The sequence below is a fragment of the bacterium genome, from assembly GCA_040755755.1.
In the GTDB taxonomy this organism is placed as follows: domain Bacteria; phylum SZUA-182; class SZUA-182; order DTGQ01; family DTGQ01; genus DTGQ01.
Map to the genome: position 1 here is coordinate 1 of JBFLZW010000007.1, position 16957 is coordinate 16957.

The 16957-nt window shown below is 50.4% G+C and carries 16 protein-coding genes and 1 tRNA gene; 7 read left to right on the forward strand and 10 right to left on the reverse strand.

Annotated features, from left to right (window positions below):
- Positions 1-395 precede the first annotated feature (395 nt).
- The gene (locus tag AB1611_02945) at positions 396-674 is read right to left on the reverse strand and encodes a helix-turn-helix domain-containing protein (GenBank protein MEW6378548.1); all 279 of its coding nucleotides are present in this window, start codon (positions 672-674) and stop codon (positions 396-398) included.
- Between AB1611_02945 and AB1611_02950 the strand changes: the two genes are divergently transcribed.
- From AB1611_02950 to AB1611_02970, 5 genes are all read left to right on the forward strand, one after another.
- Positions 658-755, forward strand: a tRNA-Sec gene (locus AB1611_02950). The two genes, AB1611_02945 and AB1611_02950, sit on opposite strands and share 17 nt — an antisense overlap.
- Before the next feature lie 139 nt (positions 756-894).
- On the forward strand, positions 895-1611 hold the full coding sequence (locus AB1611_02955; GenBank protein ID MEW6378549.1) for an endonuclease/exonuclease/phosphatase family protein: 717 nt from the start codon (positions 895-897) through the stop codon (positions 1609-1611).
- 140 nt (positions 1612-1751) lie between these two features.
- The gene (locus AB1611_02960; protein MEW6378550.1) at positions 1752-2117 is read left to right on the forward strand and encodes a hypothetical protein; all 366 of its coding nucleotides are present in this window, start codon (positions 1752-1754) and stop codon (positions 2115-2117) included.
- Positions 2118-2264: 147 nt separating this feature from the next.
- Entirely contained in the window at positions 2265-4001 is a 1737-nt protein-coding gene (locus tag AB1611_02965; protein ID MEW6378551.1) for a 2-oxoacid:acceptor oxidoreductase subunit alpha, read from the forward strand.
- Positions 4002-4895 carry a 2-oxoacid:ferredoxin oxidoreductase subunit beta gene (locus AB1611_02970; GenBank protein MEW6378552.1) on the forward strand — a complete coding sequence of 298 codons (894 nt, stop codon included), beginning with the start codon at positions 4002-4004 and terminating at the stop codon, positions 4893-4895. It abuts the gene before it with no gap.
- 259 nt (positions 4896-5154) lie between these two features.
- Here the strand turns inward: AB1611_02970 and AB1611_02975 are convergent, their stop codons facing one another.
- The 6 genes from AB1611_02975 to AB1611_03000 all read right to left on the reverse strand — a co-directional run bounded on the left by AB1611_02975 (position 5155) and on the right by AB1611_03000 (position 12172).
- A complete protein-coding gene (locus tag AB1611_02975; GenBank protein MEW6378553.1) occupies positions 5155-6612 on the reverse strand; it encodes an RtcB family protein in 1458 nt (485 codons plus the stop codon).
- 12 nt (positions 6613-6624) lie between these two features.
- Entirely contained in the window at positions 6625-7077 is a 453-nt protein-coding gene (locus tag AB1611_02980) for an archease (protein ID MEW6378554.1), read from the reverse strand.
- Positions 7046-8059, reverse strand: a complete 1014-nt coding sequence (amrS, locus tag AB1611_02985) for an AmmeMemoRadiSam system radical SAM enzyme (protein ID MEW6378555.1) — start codon at positions 8057-8059, stop codon at positions 7046-7048. The genes AB1611_02980 and amrS overlap by 32 nt, the downstream gene beginning before the upstream one ends.
- A 110-nt stretch (positions 8060-8169) precedes the next feature.
- On the reverse strand, positions 8170-9615 hold the full coding sequence (locus AB1611_02990) for a sigma-54 dependent transcriptional regulator (GenBank protein ID MEW6378556.1): 1446 nt from the start codon (positions 9613-9615) through the stop codon (positions 8170-8172).
- A gap of 134 nt (positions 9616-9749) precedes the next feature.
- The gene (locus AB1611_02995; protein ID MEW6378557.1) at positions 9750-10436 is read right to left on the reverse strand and encodes a response regulator; all 687 of its coding nucleotides are present in this window, start codon (positions 10434-10436) and stop codon (positions 9750-9752) included.
- A 152-nt stretch (positions 10437-10588) separates the two neighbouring features.
- Positions 10589-12172 (reverse strand): ATP-binding protein, encoded by a 1584-nt coding sequence (locus AB1611_03000; protein MEW6378558.1) that lies wholly within the window; start codon positions 12170-12172, stop codon positions 10589-10591.
- 233 nt (positions 12173-12405) lie between these two features.
- Here AB1611_03000 and AB1611_03005 point away from each other — a divergent pair, with 233 nt between their 5' ends.
- Both AB1611_03005 and AB1611_03010 read left to right on the forward strand, forming a co-directional pair.
- The gene (locus AB1611_03005; protein ID MEW6378559.1) at positions 12406-12996 is read left to right on the forward strand and encodes a hypothetical protein; all 591 of its coding nucleotides are present in this window, start codon (positions 12406-12408) and stop codon (positions 12994-12996) included.
- A gap of 392 nt (positions 12997-13388) precedes the next feature.
- Positions 13389-14318, forward strand: coding sequence for a response regulator (locus tag AB1611_03010; GenBank protein ID MEW6378560.1), 930 nt, complete (start codon positions 13389-13391; stop codon positions 14316-14318).
- Between the two features lie 176 nt (positions 14319-14494).
- On the opposite strand, the gene AB1611_03015 is transcribed toward AB1611_03010, so the two are convergent.
- Genes AB1611_03015 through AB1611_03025 form a run of 3 tightly spaced genes read right to left on the reverse strand, consistent with a single transcriptional unit; the run spans position 14495 to position 16741 of the window.
- On the reverse strand, positions 14495-14668 hold the full coding sequence (locus AB1611_03015) for a Trm112 family protein (protein ID MEW6378561.1): 174 nt from the start codon (positions 14666-14668) through the stop codon (positions 14495-14497).
- Entirely contained in the window at positions 14655-15623 is a 969-nt protein-coding gene (locus AB1611_03020) for an NAD-dependent epimerase/dehydratase family protein (GenBank protein ID MEW6378562.1), read from the reverse strand. The genes AB1611_03015 and AB1611_03020 overlap by 14 nt, the downstream gene beginning before the upstream one ends.
- A 2-nt stretch (positions 15624-15625) precedes the next feature.
- A complete protein-coding gene (locus AB1611_03025) occupies positions 15626-16741 on the reverse strand; it encodes a glycosyltransferase family 9 protein (protein MEW6378563.1) in 1116 nt (371 codons plus the stop codon).
- Positions 16742-16957: the final 216 nt, after the last annotated feature.

Sequence of the window (16957 nt, forward strand, 5' to 3'; positions counted from 1 at the left end):
GGGATTCCTGGACGGTGTAGAGGAGATTTGATTTGACTCGAAAAACAAAGTGGGCCTGGACCCGGAGGATAGCATGAAGCAGTTGGAAGCACATGTATCCTCGATCTGCAATGTAAGTCACTCCACTTGACCAGAGTATTAAGCATATAGATCAAAAAGTTAACGAAATTAAAACAGAGGGAGACAAAATTGAGGCTGATAATAAAACTACTCGTTGGTGGGTAGTAGGAACTGGTATTGCTGTTATCTTTGGGATCGCTGCAATTTTCTTTTCCTTTGCACAACTTCAAAATTCCTGGATGCAGCAGATTTTCTCTTTTGTGAGCAAAGCACTTTTAAAGTAGTCGGTCCCGAATCGATGCGTCAACATCGATCCAGGGCCTAGACGTCATGGTTTAAACCGAAGCCTTACCACTATTCCCAGATTTGATTTTGATATAGGCGTAAAGCGTAGGTGGAGATACTCCGACGATATTACAGATTTGGCTGACAGTATGCTTTTTTTCCTCGTGAAGCTTCTTGGCCAGGTCAACCCGGACTTTATGAAGGCTCTTGGGCCTTCCACCTCTCCTGCCTCTTAGACTCCTGCTACAATCTGCTCCAATCGGGAAAAATGGTACTTGCCAGAAAGGGCATAAGTTGTTAAAATAAAACACTGGGAATGGATGGGGCACTGGTGGCTTCCCTGGACTTCAAATCCAGTGGCAGGCCCTGACAAGGTCTGCGGTGGGTTCGATTCCCACACATTCCCGCCAGGCATTTTCCCGTGCGGCAAATTCCTTTCTTTCAATGCGGGCTGAAAAACCTGACTGCAAATCTTGACATCTCAGTGGAAACCTGCTATTTTGATTCTCACCTATGGCGTTCGTTATCACTCCGAAAACAGTTCGCATTATGACCTACAACGTCCACAGTTGCATTGGAAGGGACAGAAAAGCATCCCCTTTCCGGATAGCCGAGGTCATTGCGCAGTGCGATCCTGATATTGTTGCCCTTCAGGAGGTCGATGTAGGCCGGGCCCGTACCGGCGGGGTCGATCAGGCCCAGACAATTGCCGATCACCTGAATATGGATTTCCATTTCCATCCGGCCATCAAAATCGAAGAAGAGCGCTATGGCAACGCCATCCTGAGCCGTTATCCGATGCATTTGGCCAGCGCAGGACCGCTTCCGACATTCCCTGCTTTTCGCCCCCTGGAAAAAAGGGGTGCACTGCGGAGCATAGTCAACCTCGGCAGCCGAACGATCCAGGTTATTAATACCCACCTGGGGCTTAACCGCCGTGAGCGGATGGTTCAGGCCGATGCCCTTCTTGGATCGGACTGGCTGACCCATCCGACCTGCCGACCGCCATTTATCATCTGTGGTGATTTCAATGCCATGCCCGGCTCTGCCGTCTACCAAAAGTTCCGGAAAGTGCTGCTTGACGCTCAGCACTGCCTGAGCAGCCGCCGTCCTTCCAATACCTGGCCAACCCTGTACCCTTTTATCCGCATTGATCATGCCTTTATCAGCCCTGAGATTACGGTGCGCCGCATCGAGACCCCCCGCACGCCGCTGACGCGCCTGGCCTCCGACCATCTTCCCCTGATTATCGATGTCCACTTGTAGTAAATACTGATTATATCAGTAATTTCTCCCAACTCGCGGCCTTGACAAACACCCGCTGGGGTGGTAAGATGAGTCAAATCAAACCAATACCCTGGCAAAAAACCTGAAACCTTGAAATAGGGAAAGGAAGTACCGTAACCATGACCGAGTATGACCCGGAAAGGGAACAGAAAATAGCCCGCTGTATCCGCTGCCGCTCTGAGTTTTCCGCCGCTCAATTGCGCGGGAAAAGAAGTTGCCCGACCTGCGGTGACACCGGACAACCGCTCTCGATGGAAGACGATGTAACCGTTACGATAAACTGGCATGAGCTGCGCATTCTCTGCTCCTGGGCAGAAAAATGGAGCGAGCATAGTATTTCCTCCACTCAGATTTCAACCTCAGATGATTTCATGACCATCTACTCGATTATCGGGGCCTTGCAGGAGCAATATCCCTTCTTTCAGCCGCTCAGCCCGGGAGGGGAACTGCAAAAACTGGTTCGAAGCGGCCATAAAGTTCACTGACCAACAGCACAGCAGCAGTCAAAACCCTTTCGTCCTGTCTCACAGGTATACGCCTGCCGGACTTTTCTCCTCCAAGGTAGCAGCTTTTCTCCTCAAATGTCGATCTTTGGCTTAAAACCGTGGTCAAACAGCAAGGAGAAAAAAAGTATGGACAAGGAGTTAACGATCAAGATTGGAGGGGAGGCGGGACAGGGGCTGGTCACCATAGGCAGTGTTTTGTCCAATCTCTTCAGCCGGGGGGGATGGTATGTTTTTTCCAGCCAGGATTATGAGTCCCGGATCCGGGGTGGCCACAATATCTTTCAGATGCGGATTGCCGACGATCCCATCTGGGCCATGTCCGACCGGGTGGATGTCCTGATAGCCCTGGACAGGGAAACCCTGTACCTTCATCTTCCCGAACTGCACGACAACAGTGTGGTGATCTATGATGGAGAAAAGATTCAGGCCCCGCCATCGGGAAAAGTGAAGCTCATGAGTGTACCCATGGACCGGATAGCCAGAGAAAGCGGCGGGCCGATTCTGGCCAATACCGTGGCTCTGGCCGCAACCGTGGGGCTGCTCGGCTACGAGATAAAATACCTGGAAGATTACCTGCGGCTGACCTTTGGGAAAAAAGGGGAGCAGATAATCCGGGAAAACACTCAGGCTGCCCGCAGGGGCCATGAAGAGGCACTGCGGATCTGCCGTGAAAAAAGGGAAGTCTGCCCCTTTCAGGTCCGGCCCCTCGATGCTCCGACCAAGATGCTGGTCAGCGGAAATGAGGGAGTAGCTCTGGGGGCTCTGGCCGCCGGATGTAAATTTTATTCCGGGTATCCGATGACCCCATCTACCGGCATTCTTACCTATATGGCTTCCAAGGCCGATCAGTTTGGGGTGGTGGTAGAGCAGGCCGAGGATGAGATTGCGGCCATCAATATGGTCATTGGAGCAAGCTTTGCCGGGGCGCGGGCCATGACCGCCACTTCCGGCGGAGGGTTTGACCTGATGACCGAAGGGTTTTCCCTGGCCGGGATGACCGAAACGCCAATTGTGGTTGTCCTTGGTCAGCGCCCTGGTCCGGCTACCGGCCTTCCGACCAGGACCGAACAGGCGGAATTGCAATACGCCATCCATGCATCACATGGCGAGTTCCCCCGCATGGTGCTCGCTCCGGGAACTCCCGAGCAGGCTTTCTACCTCACGGCTCATGCCTTTAATCAGGCTGAAAAATATCAGATTCCGGTCATTATTCTGACCGATCAGTATCTGGCTGACTCCTATTTTTCTCTTGACAGGCCACTGGACCCGGACAAAATCACCATTGACCGCTGCCTGCTCTCGGAAGAGGAACTTGGCCGGATGAAGGAAGAGTACCGCAGATATGCATTGAGCGAGACCGGAATATCCCCCCGGACTATCCCGGGGCAAAGCCGTCACCTGGTCATGGCTGATTCGGATGAGCATGACGAGTATGGTCATATCATCGAGGACCGGGAAACCAGAAGCAGGCAGGCAGCCAAGAGGATGAAAAAGGAGCAGATGATGGAGCAGGATATTCTTCCTCCGAATATCTATGGTCACCTGAAAGCGAAAAACATCATTATCTGCTGGGGCTCGACGTGGGGAATCGTCCATGAGACCATGAAAAAACTGCATGACGAAGGGGAAGATGTGGCCATGCTGCATTTTACCCAGATCTGGCCTTTCCCCTCCCGGCAGGTCAAGGACCTGCTCAGAGACCGTGATGAATTGATTTGCATCGAAAATAACGCTACCGGGCAGTTGGCCAGCATCATCCGGGAAAAAACCGGCATGGCCATGGATGAAAAAATTCTGCAGGCTGACGGGCGGCCTTTCTCGGTTCAGTATCTTTTTGAGACTGTTCAGGAGGTGATACGGTAAATGCTGACCAGGGATGATTATCAGGGAACCAAAGAAGCATGGTGTCCGGGCTGCGGGAATTTCGGCATTCTGAATGCCGTTAAAAAAGCCCTGCTCGATCTGCAATTGCCGCCTGAAAAGATACTCATGGTTTCAGGCATCGGTCAGGCCAGCAAACTTCCTCACTATCTGCGGTGCAACTTCTTCAACGGTCTGCATGGCCGGGCTCTGCCAGTGGCATTGGCTGCCAAGCTGGCCAACCCGGAGATGACGGTCATTGTCCATAACGGAGACGGGGATTGCTATGGCGAGGGGGGGAACCATTTCCTCCATAACATCCGCCGGAATCCTGACATTACCTGCATCGTGCACGATAACAAAGTCTATGGTCTGACCAAGGGACAGGCATCGCCAACTTCGGATAAGGGTTTCACAACCAAAGTGCAGACCCACGGGGTCTTCAATGAACCATTCAACCCGCTGGCCATCGCTATCAGCATGAATTGCAGCTTTGTCGCCAGGGGATATGCAGGCGATCTGAGCTATCTGGCCGAGCTCATCAAAAAGGGGATTCAGCACAAGGGATTCTCGTTGATCGATGTCCTCCAGCCTTGCCCGACCTTCAATCATGTCAATACCTTCAGATGGTATCAGGAGCGGGTCTATCACCTGGAAGAGGATAAGGAATTCGATCCGGGAAACCCGTTGAAAGCCTTCTACAAAGCCCGGGAGTGGGGAGACCGCATCCCGCTGGGAGTCTTCTACCTCCATCCAAGGCCGACCATTGAAGAGAATATCCCGGCCCTTCAGGCAGGCCCACTGTACCGGCAAAAGATCCAACCAAACAGGATTCTGGATATCATGGAGGAATTTTACGCTTCACCGGGGGAAAAACCCTGGCTGCGGGGGAGATGATTCATAAGGAAAGTGGTCAGTGATCAGTGGCCAGTCAGAATAAATACCTGTCTCTCTACCGGACACTTTAAAAAAAGTCTCAGCGGCCACAACAGGGGCTCCCTGCGTCATTCCCGCGAAAGCGGGAATCCGGTCGTCTACCTCCGGGGCAGAGGCCAGGCGCCGGGGGTCTGCGCCCCTACGGTGGGTACCTGCTCCTTGTTTTACCGATAACTGTCTCCTGTCTTTTTTACTGATCACTGACCACTAACCACTTCCCCTACCCCTTCAGCACGGCCAGGGGGGTCAATTTGGCGACTTTGCGGCTGATCCCTGCTTCGTGGGCGACTCTGACCACATCGGCCACATCCTTGTATGCCTCGGAGATTTCTTCCACCACGGTACGCTTGCCCGGCGAGCGGACCAGGATACCCCGGTCTTCCATTTCCCGGATGATGGCCCGGCCCTTGGCCACTTTTGCGGCCTGATGGCGGCTCATGACTCTCCCTGCTCCATGACAGGTGCTGCCGAAGGTATCGGTCATGGCTTTTTCTGTACCGAGCAGAACAAAGGAATACCGGCCCATATCGCCGGGAATCAGGACCGGCTGGCCGATGCTCCGGTAATCTGCGGGAATGAGCGGATGATGGGCCGGGAAGGCCCGGGTGGCCCCTTTGCGGTGGACGCAGACTTTACGTTTTTGGCCGTCGATGATAAATTCTTCGATCTTGGCTATGTTATGGCAGACATCGTAAATAAGATCCAGGCCAATATCCTGGGCTGACCGGTCGAGCACCTGCTGAAAGCTCTGCCGCACCCAGTGGCCCATCAGTTGCCGGTTGGTGAAGGCGAAATTGGCTGCGCAGGCCATGGCCGCGAGGTAATTTTTCCCCTCTTTCGACTGAACGGGTGCACAGGCCAACTGCCGGTCAGGAAGCTCGATGCCGTATTTTTGGGCAGCATCCAGCATGACATCGAGATTATCCTCGCAGACCTGATGCCCAAGCCCCCGGGATCCGGAATGGATCATGACCGTAATGCCATCCGGCTCAAGTCCGAGCACCCTGGCTGCCTCCATGTCGAATATTTCAGCAACCGAGGCGATTTCCACAAAATGGTTCCCGGAGCCTAAAGTCCCTATTTCAGGTCTTCCCCGCTCCAGGGCTTTTTTCGAGAGAAGGTCAGGATCAGCCCCGGCAATGCAGCCGCGATCTTCGATATGGGCAAGGTCCTGCTCTGCCCCGTATCCCTGCTGAACAGCCCAGGCAGCTCCCCTGGTCAGAACCTCGCGCTCGTCCGCAGGGCCAAGCTTCAGGTCTTTTCTCCGTGAACCTACGCCGGAGGGGATATTGCGAAAGATGGCCTCAATCAGCTTTTGCAGGTCAGCCTGGATATCGCCTTTGCGGAGATTAGACCGCATCAGCTGGACCCCGCAGTTGATATCGTAGCCGACCCCTCCAGGGGAAACAACGCCTTCATCGAGATTAAAGGCCGCCACCCCGCCAATCGGAAACCCATAGCCCCAATGGATATCCGGCATAGCCAGGGAATGGCCGACAATACCGGGCAGGCAGGCTACATTGGCTACCTGGACAAGGCTCATATCCCGCTGAATATCCTCCATCATCTGCTGATCGGCATAGATAATCCCGTCCGTTCTCATTTTCCCTTCGCGGGGGATCCGCCAGCGGTAATCATCGATTTTTTGTACTTTTGGGTTCGCTGCTGCTTCTGGCATGGATTTTACCCTTTACACATCAAAAATAATGGTTGCTTCCCATATTTCGTTCACTTTGTGGATGGAAAGCTGATGGTGAGTCACGGCCTTGATGCCGGTCTTGATCTCGTGCCGGTCCGGGGCGTAGTGTTCTCCCCGGCCAACGGCTTCCACCCGGTTTTCACCCAAAGACCGGATTTCGCATGTTTGAAACAGCCACTGATCCACTTCGAACAGATAGAGAAGCTCACTCAGCCAGGCTACGAGCAGGCGCTCCCAGCCATGACTTTCCACCACAATCTGTTTTTGCAGGGATGGCTGAATACTCTCCCGTTCAGTGAGGATGTCGAAAAAGGCTTTGCCGGCGTTCTCAAACAGTCCTTTAAGCTCACGGCCAAAGACCCTCACGCCGATGTCTCCCGTGTGCTCGATATATTCGTATTCAGGATGGTGATTATCCAAGGCCGACTCCATCGATTGCAGCACCACAGGAAGGACAGTGGGCATCCTTGACGATATTATCCTTCAGAAAGAAGCCCTTTCGTTTGATCAGTGGAATCCCGCACTGGTAGCAATAGGTATTCTCCCCCTCATCTCCCGGTATGTTTCCGGTATAGACATACCGCAGTCCGGCCTTCAGGCCGATTTCCCTGGCCTTGTGGAGCGTCTCCTTCGGCGTTCTTGGCACATCGGTCAATTTATAGGCTGGACAAAACATGGTTACATGCCAGGGAATGGCCGGGTCAATGTCCACCAGAAAATGAGCGATTTCATTCAGCTCCTCAGGAGAATCGTTATGATGAGGAATAACCAGGGTGGTGACTTCAATCCAGATTCCCAGCTCGTGGTATAACCGGATGGAATCCAGTACCGGCGCAAGCCGTGCCCCGCACATCTTGAGGTGCCGCTGTTCGTTGAAGCCTTTCAGGTCAATATTGGCGGCATCGATCAGGGAGTAGGCCGCCCGCAGGGCCTCCGGGGTAATGTAGCCATTGGTTACCAGGACGTTTTTGATTCCCCTGCGTCTGGCCAGCTGAGCGGTATCCAGTACATACTCCAGAAAGATGGTCGGTTCCGTATAGGTGTAGGCAATGCTTTCGCAGCGGTTGATCATGGCTGATTCGACGATCTCCTCAGGATGAAGGCCCCTGCCGATAATCTGACCGCCTTCATTGGCTACCTGCGAGATCGAAAAATTCTGGCAATTCAGACAGCGGAAATTGCAGCCCACCGTAGCTATGGAAAAACTCCGGCTGCCAGGGTAAAAATGGAAAAATGGTTTTTTTTCAATTGGATCTACCTGGTCGGCAATTGCTTTCCCATATACCAGGCTATACAGTGTGCCATCAATGTTTCTTCGCACCCCGCACACCCCGATCCTCCCCGGCTGAATCAGGCACCGGTGGCTGCACAGGTAGCATTGGACTTTCTGGTCCGGCCTTTTTTCATAGAATCTGGCCTCTTCCATTGCCGATCCCTTCCTTTCTATCCCTACGGTGTACCGTCAGCATCTTCCCCTTATACTCCTTCGGTCTGTTCGGGAAAAATTCCTTCGCATCAGGAGTCAAAATGCCGGATTCAGTATAAAGACTCATTCTCCCGGTCTGCAAGCTCATGATTCCTGATCCGGTTGCCATTACCAGCGACTTCGATATTGTATTTTCTGAGCTTCCGGAAGATAGTCGTAAGGTCTAATCCTGATATCCTGGCCATCATTTTTTTGTCGCCGTTACAGGCCTTCAGGAGGTCTTCCAGGTAGCTCTTTTCAAAGGTTTCTTTGGCTTTTTTGTAGGTTTGGGTAAAAATGTCAGTGTTATCAATTTCATAGTGACGCGTGGCGCGAATTTCATCAGGGAGACAGGATACATCAATCGTATCTCCCTCACAAAGGGCGACCCCCCGCCGGATTATATTTTCGAGCTGGCGGACATTTCCAGGCCAGTGGAAATCCATCATCAGTTTCATGGCTTCAGTGGAGATGCCGATAACTTTTTTCTTCTCTTTCTCGACAAACTTTTTCAAAAAGGAGTGCGCCAAAACAGGGATATCCTCTTTCCTCTCCCTGAGGGGAGGTAATTTGATGGTGACTGCATTGATCCGGTAGTGAAGATCTTCCCGGAACTTTCCATCCTCCACAGCCCTGGAAAGGTCCTTATTGGTAGCGCAGATAATCCGCACATCACAATACAGCGTCTCATGCCCGCCCACTCTTTGAAACTCGCCTTCCTGGAGAACCCTGAGCAATTTTACCTGAAAGCTCGGGGATGCCTCCGCGATTTCATCCAGCAGGAGAGTCCCGCCGTCCGCCTCCTCAAAGAGTCCCTTACATCCTTGCGGCGGAGCACTGGTAAACGGTGCATTAGGTACGCAGCCAAACAGGATGGTTTCCAGGATTTCCTGCGGGAACGCACCACAATTGACGCGGAGGAATTTCTTGCCAGCGCGGCGGCTATTTTTGTAAATCTCCCTGGCAGCCAGTTCCTTACCAGTTCCGTTTTCTCCTGTCAGCAGGATACTGATATCACTCGGAGCGACCCTCCTGATAAGGTCAAGGGCTTCCTGAATCTTGGCAGAGGTGCCGATCATGGCACTGTTTTCAAGCTGGAGGGCCAGTTGCCCCTGGAGAATAGCATTTTCTCTTACGATTTTTTGATGTTCCAGGACCTTCTCGATGCGCAGGAGGATTTCCGCAGGTCGAGGGAAAGGCTTGGAGATAAAATCTTCAGCCCCCGTCTTTACTGCCTGGACCGCAATATCCGCAGTCCCGTGTCCGCTGATCATGACTACCACTACATCCGGCTGCATTATTTTCAGCCGCCGCAGGACCTGCATCCCATCCATGCTGCCAGGCAGTTGCAGGTCAAGGAGTACCAGATCGAATATCTCCTGAGTAAAGAGCCTTAAACCCTCATCTCCATCTTCAGCGGTTATTACTGTATAGCCTTCATCACCTAAAAGACTTTTAAAATACCCCCGGGGGATTTCCTCATCATCGATAACCAGTACTCTCTTCTTCTTCTTCATTCCTGCATTACCTTTCCTGAATCAAATAAGATAACCTCGATCAATCTTGTTACCCGTCCGTTGGATTGAAAAGCTATCCTTGGTATGGGTGATCGGGAAATACATCCTCCATACTGACTAGTGGTCATTGACCATTAGAGTGGCGATTTTTCAATCTGAAACTTTTTCAGCTTTCGGATGAGAGTCGCACGGCCTAATCCTGATGTCCTGGCCGTGGTGGTAGTAATATTGCCGCCGCATGCCCGCAGGAGGTTTTTCAGATAAAACTTTTCAAACATTTCTTTGGCAGCCCGATAATTTAATGGGCAAATCTCACTGTTATCGGCTTGTGCTGCCTCTTTGAAAATCTTAAAGACCTCCTGCATTCTGACAGATGTATCGATCATTCCAGGGGCCTGGAGCTCTTCTAGCTGTGCGCGCACGGAGTCAAGCTCCCTGCGGATGTCCCGATGTTCCAGGGCCTTCTCGATGCGCAGAAGGATCTCCTCAGGGCTGTCAAAGGGTTTGGAGATGAAATCTTCAGCCCCCCTCTTTACTGCCTCGACCGCAACGTCCGAGGCCCCGTGCCCGCTGATCATGATTATCACCGTCTCCGGCTGCATGGTTTTCAGCCGCCGCAGGACCTGCATCCCATCCATACTGCCGGGTATTTTCAAGTCAAGGAGCACCAGACCGAATATTTCCTGAGTAAAGAGCCGAATACCCTCATCTCCATCACCAGCAATGGTTACTCCATATCCCTCATCACCGAGAAGATTTTTAAAGAATCCCTGAGTGAATCCATCATCATCAATAAGCAGTATCTTATCCTTTCTTTTCATTCCTGCTTCACACCTCATCCAAAAGCCTTGGAGAAAACCCCCGGGTATATTCCTCGTCATCAATGACCAGTACTCTTTTGTTTTTTTTCATCTCTGTTTCACCTCTCCTGAATGCAGAGAGAATCGGTCATCCGTCAGCCTTGACGACCGGTTTAAAAACCATCCTTCGGATGGGCGATCGGAAAGTGAACCATGAATGTTGCTCCCTTTCCTTCCTCGCTCTCCACTTCAATTGTCCCATTATGGGCTTTTATAATACCGTAAGCGATGCTTAGGCCGAGCCCGGTTCCAGAATCCTTATCTTTCGTGGTGAAAAAAGGATCGAATATTTTGTCTATAATAGATTTTGGTATACCGGAGCCGGAATCAGTAAATTTGATAATCACGTAATCCTGGTCGGCTGCCTGATCGCGGACGATTTCGGAAGATATCCTGATCGTTCCTCCCGTCGGCATGGCATGGAAGGCATTCATCAGAAGATTTAAAAATACCTGCTGAATCTGGGTTACATTTCCTTCTATGGGAGGCAGTGTCCGGCCAGTATCCCGAATGATTTTTATGTTCCCAACCTTGAGGGTATTTTCGATCAGGACAATAGTGCTGTCGATAACAGCCTGCAAGTCCAGCAGTTCAAAGTTGAAATGATGAGGCCGCGAAAAATTCAAAAGGTTCTTGACAATATCCTTGCACTGGAGGGCCCCTCTTTCGACTATATCGAGCATTTCCCGGTTCGGATCATTCGGCCCGATTTTTCTTTGCAGCAATTGAACATAGTTCAGAACACCCACCAGGGGATTATTCAACTGATGGGCCAGGCCGCTCGCCAACTCTCCGATGGCCGCCAGTTTGCCTGCCTGGATTAATTTGAGCTGCATGCCGACCTGCTGGGTAATGTCCTGCACCAGACACAATACCTGGATAATGTTGCCGTTGATATCCATAAGCGGTGTAGTAGTCAGTTGATAGTGCTTGCGTTCTCCTTCACTATTGACCAGGCTGTGTCTTACCCTGTGAACTATGCCGCTTTCAAAGGTAGCCCGCATCATGCATTTTTCACAATTCCGGGAGCCCCGTTTAAATAATATATAACACGGCATCCCTTCGAGGGTACGGTCTGATCTGAACCACTCCTCCATAGTCCGGTTCGACCAGATTACTTTGTAGTTACTATCAATAATTATTAACCCTGCTCCAATTGCGCTGATGATATTCTCCAGCTTTCTTTTTTCCTGCTGCAACCGCACGTTGACGTAAGCGGTCCGCTGTCGGAGCTCCTCCTGCTGAATCTTCAGGTCATGCCGCTCCAGCGTCCTCTGAATCACCATATAGAGCCTGGTCAAGTAATCCCCCCCCTTATTCACATAATCATAAGCCCCCATTTTCATGGCCTGGACAGCGACCTGCTCGTTGCCATGTCCGGTGATCATAATGGTAGGGATGTTGAGGTTTCTTTTTCTCATGGACCAGAGAAACTCAAGTCCATTCATTTGGGGAAGGGAGTAATTGAGCAGAATCACATCGTATTTATCCTTTCCCAATAACTCAAGGCCTTTCTCTCCACTGTCTGCGGCGGTGATATCCATGTCCAGGGGACCGCTCAGTAAGGCATCCTTAATAAGCTGCTGGTGCTGGGGACTGTCCTCGACCAGCAATAATCGAATCCTTGAGGAGCGCTCTGTTCCTTCTGCGGATAGATCCTCTTTTACCACAAAATCCTTATTACCCGTATTGTCCATAAACTTTCTTTTTACCTTACCAAGTCATAATTGTTAGTATTAGATGATAAAATTATGAAGTCTCTTTGATTGAATATAACAAAACATGCCCGATTTGTAAATGGGATTCCCGGCCCAAGTAATCTGGTATTAAAATTATGCCATTGATATTTTACGGAAAATAGTGTATAATCTCCATAAATAAATCATAACTGATAATTTTCTTCACAATACCAAAAAGGAACTCTAAGTACATGAATAAAAGATCGCCTTTACTCCTGGTGACCGGTATTCTGTTTCTCTGGTCCGCTACTCTTCTTTCAGGGAATACCTGTGCACAACTCTACCCCTATCCGGGGGCAACAAACCCGCTCCTTTCTACAGCTTATCTGTCACTCTATCTCAGTCCTTACTATTACAACACGATGGTACCCATGTCCTCTTTCGGACAGTTTGATCCATCCATCAACCTGAACGATGTTACTCTTTCCCTTGATATCCTTTACAGTCCGTCTCAGTACCGAACCTTTGACCCAAGCTCCCTGAAGGGACTTTATCAGTTTTCCCCATCTCCATTCAACTACGTCTGGAATTCTCTGGTGGATAGTCAGGACAGCACGCAAACTGTTAACCCCTACTTTGCCACCCCCTTCTATTATCCCCTGCTGAATAAAGACTACTTCGCCACCAACCCGGCCGAACGCAGCATTCCTCTTTCTCTGTATACTCTCTATTCGTTCGCCCCTCATCTGCCGGAGCTGTTTTATTCCGCCACCCAGGCAGGACTGGCCCCAGCCCAAAATTTTATGAATGCCCTGGGGTTGTCACTGCTGCCGATTGTATAAATATTATACTCTATTGCTGAAAGTATTTCAAAAAAGCCGATGCTCATCTCATAATTAGCCGAAAAGAAAAGATAAGGTGTCCTCTTGAATCTTGAATTGCGGATAAAATGTTCGACATGCATAATAATATTTTGCTCCATTCAATATCGATTTTAAAATCCAGATAAAACATTAATTCAATTAGATATCTGCTTTTTTTCTAAACCCTTACCTGAAAATAGAATACTCTGAATCGATCCTAAGCTTTTAAATCAAATTGTATTTATAATATATTAAAAGAGGGTATTGCAAAAAAGTAATAATATGGTATAATCTATCTTGATCTTATAAAGGGTTTTATTAATTCAATAGAACCAAATGATTAAATTAATCTCTGCGAGAAGGAGAAAAAAATGGTATTTGATAAAGCTAACATTCTGGTGGTCGATGATGACCAGGACCTGAGTGAATTTATTGTCGAGCTTCTGGTAAAGGATGGTTACAAGGTTTCCTCGGTAACCAACATTAATGATTCCCTCTATAAACTGAAAAACGATATCTTCGACATCGTTCTCCTGGATCTGAAGTTGCCTGATATCAATGGCAGCCAGGGAATCACCGAGATTAAAAAGGTATCCCCTCACTCGAAGGTGATAATCCTGACCGGATATCCGTCGGTAGACTCCGCTGTATCGACCATGAAAAACGGAGCTATCGATTATCTGAAAAAGCCTTTCAAGAACGAAGAATTACTTGATATCATCAGAGGCAACATCAACCTTGAGGTTAAGAATAATATCCTCAGCAAGCTGGGAGAAAAGATCAAGAGTATCCGAAAGAGCAAGGGGATCAAGATCAAACAATTGAGTACCAGATCGGGATTGACCGAAAGCTCTATCTCCATGATCGAAAACGGAAAAATATCTCCCTCGATCACGACCATTAACAAGATTGCCATGGCCCTGAGTGTCCATCCGATTGAGTTTTTCGAGATCGAAAAGCACAAAAAATGGATCCTCACCCGCAAAGGAGAACGAGAGAAGCTTCTGTTCGATAACTCGGATAATAAGCTGGAATTTCTGATCAAGGACAAAAAAGACTATAAGAATGAGATTTTTATCTCATATCTGGCAGCGAACCAGAAATCCTTCGAGGAATATATCACCCATGAAGGATTTAAATTCGGTTATGTCCTTTCGGGAGCGGTCGAAGTGGAACTGGGTAATGAGAAAGTAAGAGTCAGTGAGGGAGACACTATTTTCTTCGAGGCCATTATCCCCCACCTGTGGAAAAGCGCCGACAACCGGGAATCCAGCACGCTGTGGGTAGTCACCCGTGAATAGTCGGTAAGATCCGATAAGGCTCTTATTTTTACCTCGTTAGGGGGGAGAAAAACGGCTGCTGAAGCTATGGAAAACATTCGGAAAAAACCACGGAGAGGGGACAGGAAGCTCACGAGGCTAGCGTCCTCCCCCTTCTCCGTGGTGAGAAGTTCCCCTTCCGGCAGGTGAAGGAAGTTTCAATTGTTCAGCTTGATAGCTTCTTCAATGAGCATAACCGGAATGCCATCACGAATAGGGTATTTCAGTTTGCAGTGATTACAGATAAACCCGTCCTCTTCGGGAGTTAATTCAATATCTCCCTTACATTTCGGGCAAACCAGAATTTCCAGCAATTCTTTATCGATAGACATTTTCTTTCCCCTTTTTGGTGTAAAAATCTTTCAGCCAGGCAAATTCTCTCGAAAGCCCCTCTCGAACCGAGACTGTAGGCTGAAAATGCAAAATCCTGGCCGCTTTGGTGATATCAGCATAGGTATGATTGGCGTCCCCTTTCTGGGCTGGTTTTGCGGCAATGGCCAGCTTCTTTCCGCAGGTTTCCTCAACAATGGGAATTACCCGGGCCAGACTGATCCGGTTGCCGCCGCCGATGTTAAAGACCTCTCCCGCAGCCGGGCTTTCCACAGCCAGAATGTGGGCCTTGACGATATCGGTGATAAAGGTAAAATCCCTGGTCTGCTCTCCCGATCCATACATTTCGATCGGCCTGTCCATAAGCGAAGCAGCCAGGAACTTGTGAAAAGCCATGTCCGGCCTCTGCCTGGGGCCAAAAACCGTGAAATACCGAAGCGAGATGGTGGGAATGTTAAAATTTTTCCAGTAAAGATAGGCCAGATGCTCCGCCGCCAGCTTGGACACCCCATAGGGAGAAACAGGGCTGGGATAGTCGGTCTCTTTCATGGGCAGAGACAGAGCATCGCCGTAAACCGAGGAGGAAGAGGCATAAACGAACTTCTTCAGCCTGATATCCTTACAGGCTTCAAGCAGCCGCTGGGTAGCCCGGATATTGTTTTCCGTATAAATCTCAAAATCCTTGCCCCAACTGGCCCGCACTCCGGCCTGAGCGGCCAGATGGAAAACCACATCCACCCCTTCCAGTAATCTCCCGAGATCCGCGTGCAGGATTGATTGCTCCACCAGGGTAAACTGGCTGCTGGTGCGCAATTTCTCAAGATTGTCCTCTTTAAAAATACGGGGATAGTAGTCAAGGAAGCAATCGACCCCAACAACATGGTGGCCAAGTCTGACGAGCTCCTCCGACAAGCTGGAGCCCACAAAACCGGCCGCTCCGGTAACGAGACATTTCATTTTTACCATTCCTCCCTGTATTTTCTGGGTTTTGAGTTTATAACGGCCCCGGACTGAAGAGTCCCCGACAGCATTCCGCTAACAGCTTCCATCACCTGATCGACTGAAATTGACATCATGCAGATTTTCCGGCTGCAAAACCTGCGAAAACATCCCCTGCAGGAAACATCGGCCTGTACTACCCGGTGGATATCCCCATACGGCCCGTTTCGCTCAGGGGTGGAGGGCCCATAGAGCCCGACGCAGGGTGTACCCAGAGCAGCCGCCATGTGCAGCGGCCCGGTATCTCCGGCTATGAAGAGATGTGCCCGCTGCATCAGGGCCAGAGACTGCTTCAGGCTGGTGGGGCAGGCCCTGAGCGAAGGCTGCTGCATCTTCTTCTGAATGGCCTTGACCATCGGCAGCTCCGAAGGCCCCCACAGGAAAATCACCCTTCCTCCCAGATCCGAAACGATCCGATCTGCAAGGCCGGCGAAGTTTTCCTCACCCCAGAGCTTGGTCTCCCATCCTGCTCCGGGATTGATCACCACCAGCCGGGAGTCGGGCGGTACTTTGCTGCTGTCCAGGAATTTAGCGATGTAGGCCCGCGCATCCTCCGGGATGTGGATGTTGAACCGCTTTCGGCCTGTATCCGCCCCCAATCCCCGAACCAGGCTCAGGCAGCGGTCAACGATATGGACATCATCGGCTGCAGGAGTAACGTGACAGTTGGTAAACCGGGCATTGGCAGGTTCACGGCAGCAGTCGGCGCTGAATCCGATCCTCGTGCCTGCCCTGGTCAGCCAGGTCAAAAGGCCGCTTTTGATCAGTCCCTGGAGGTCAATGGCCAGATCAAAACCACATCCCTGCAAACCACGGACAAAACGATACGCATCCCGGATAACCGAGCCGCTCCTGTGGAGGTAGGGAAGCTCGATCAGCCAGCGGTCCTTGTCAAAAACGATGATTTCATCCAAGTCAGGGTTCCCTTCAAGAATTTCCCGGCACTTCCCCTGCACGATCCAGGCCAGATGCGCCCCCGGAAACCGCTCCCGCAAAGCACTGGCCACCGGCAGGGCATGGACCACATCCCCAATGGCACTCAGCTTGACTATGGCGATTCTGGTGAATTCCTGCATTTCTTTGCCATATTTTATCAGCTAAAAATATCCCTTAACCAATACTTCTCTTTCCGTATCACTAATTCCAATAAGATTACCGATGTGAGCTAAGTACAGATCGCCATAAATACGCGACCACATAGAAAACAAAAAGAGGTTCGGACATGGTAAAATATCCTTGGTACCAGAGAAGAGGTATCAAAAAAGGTCTGAAAGGAGTGATTATCATGCCAG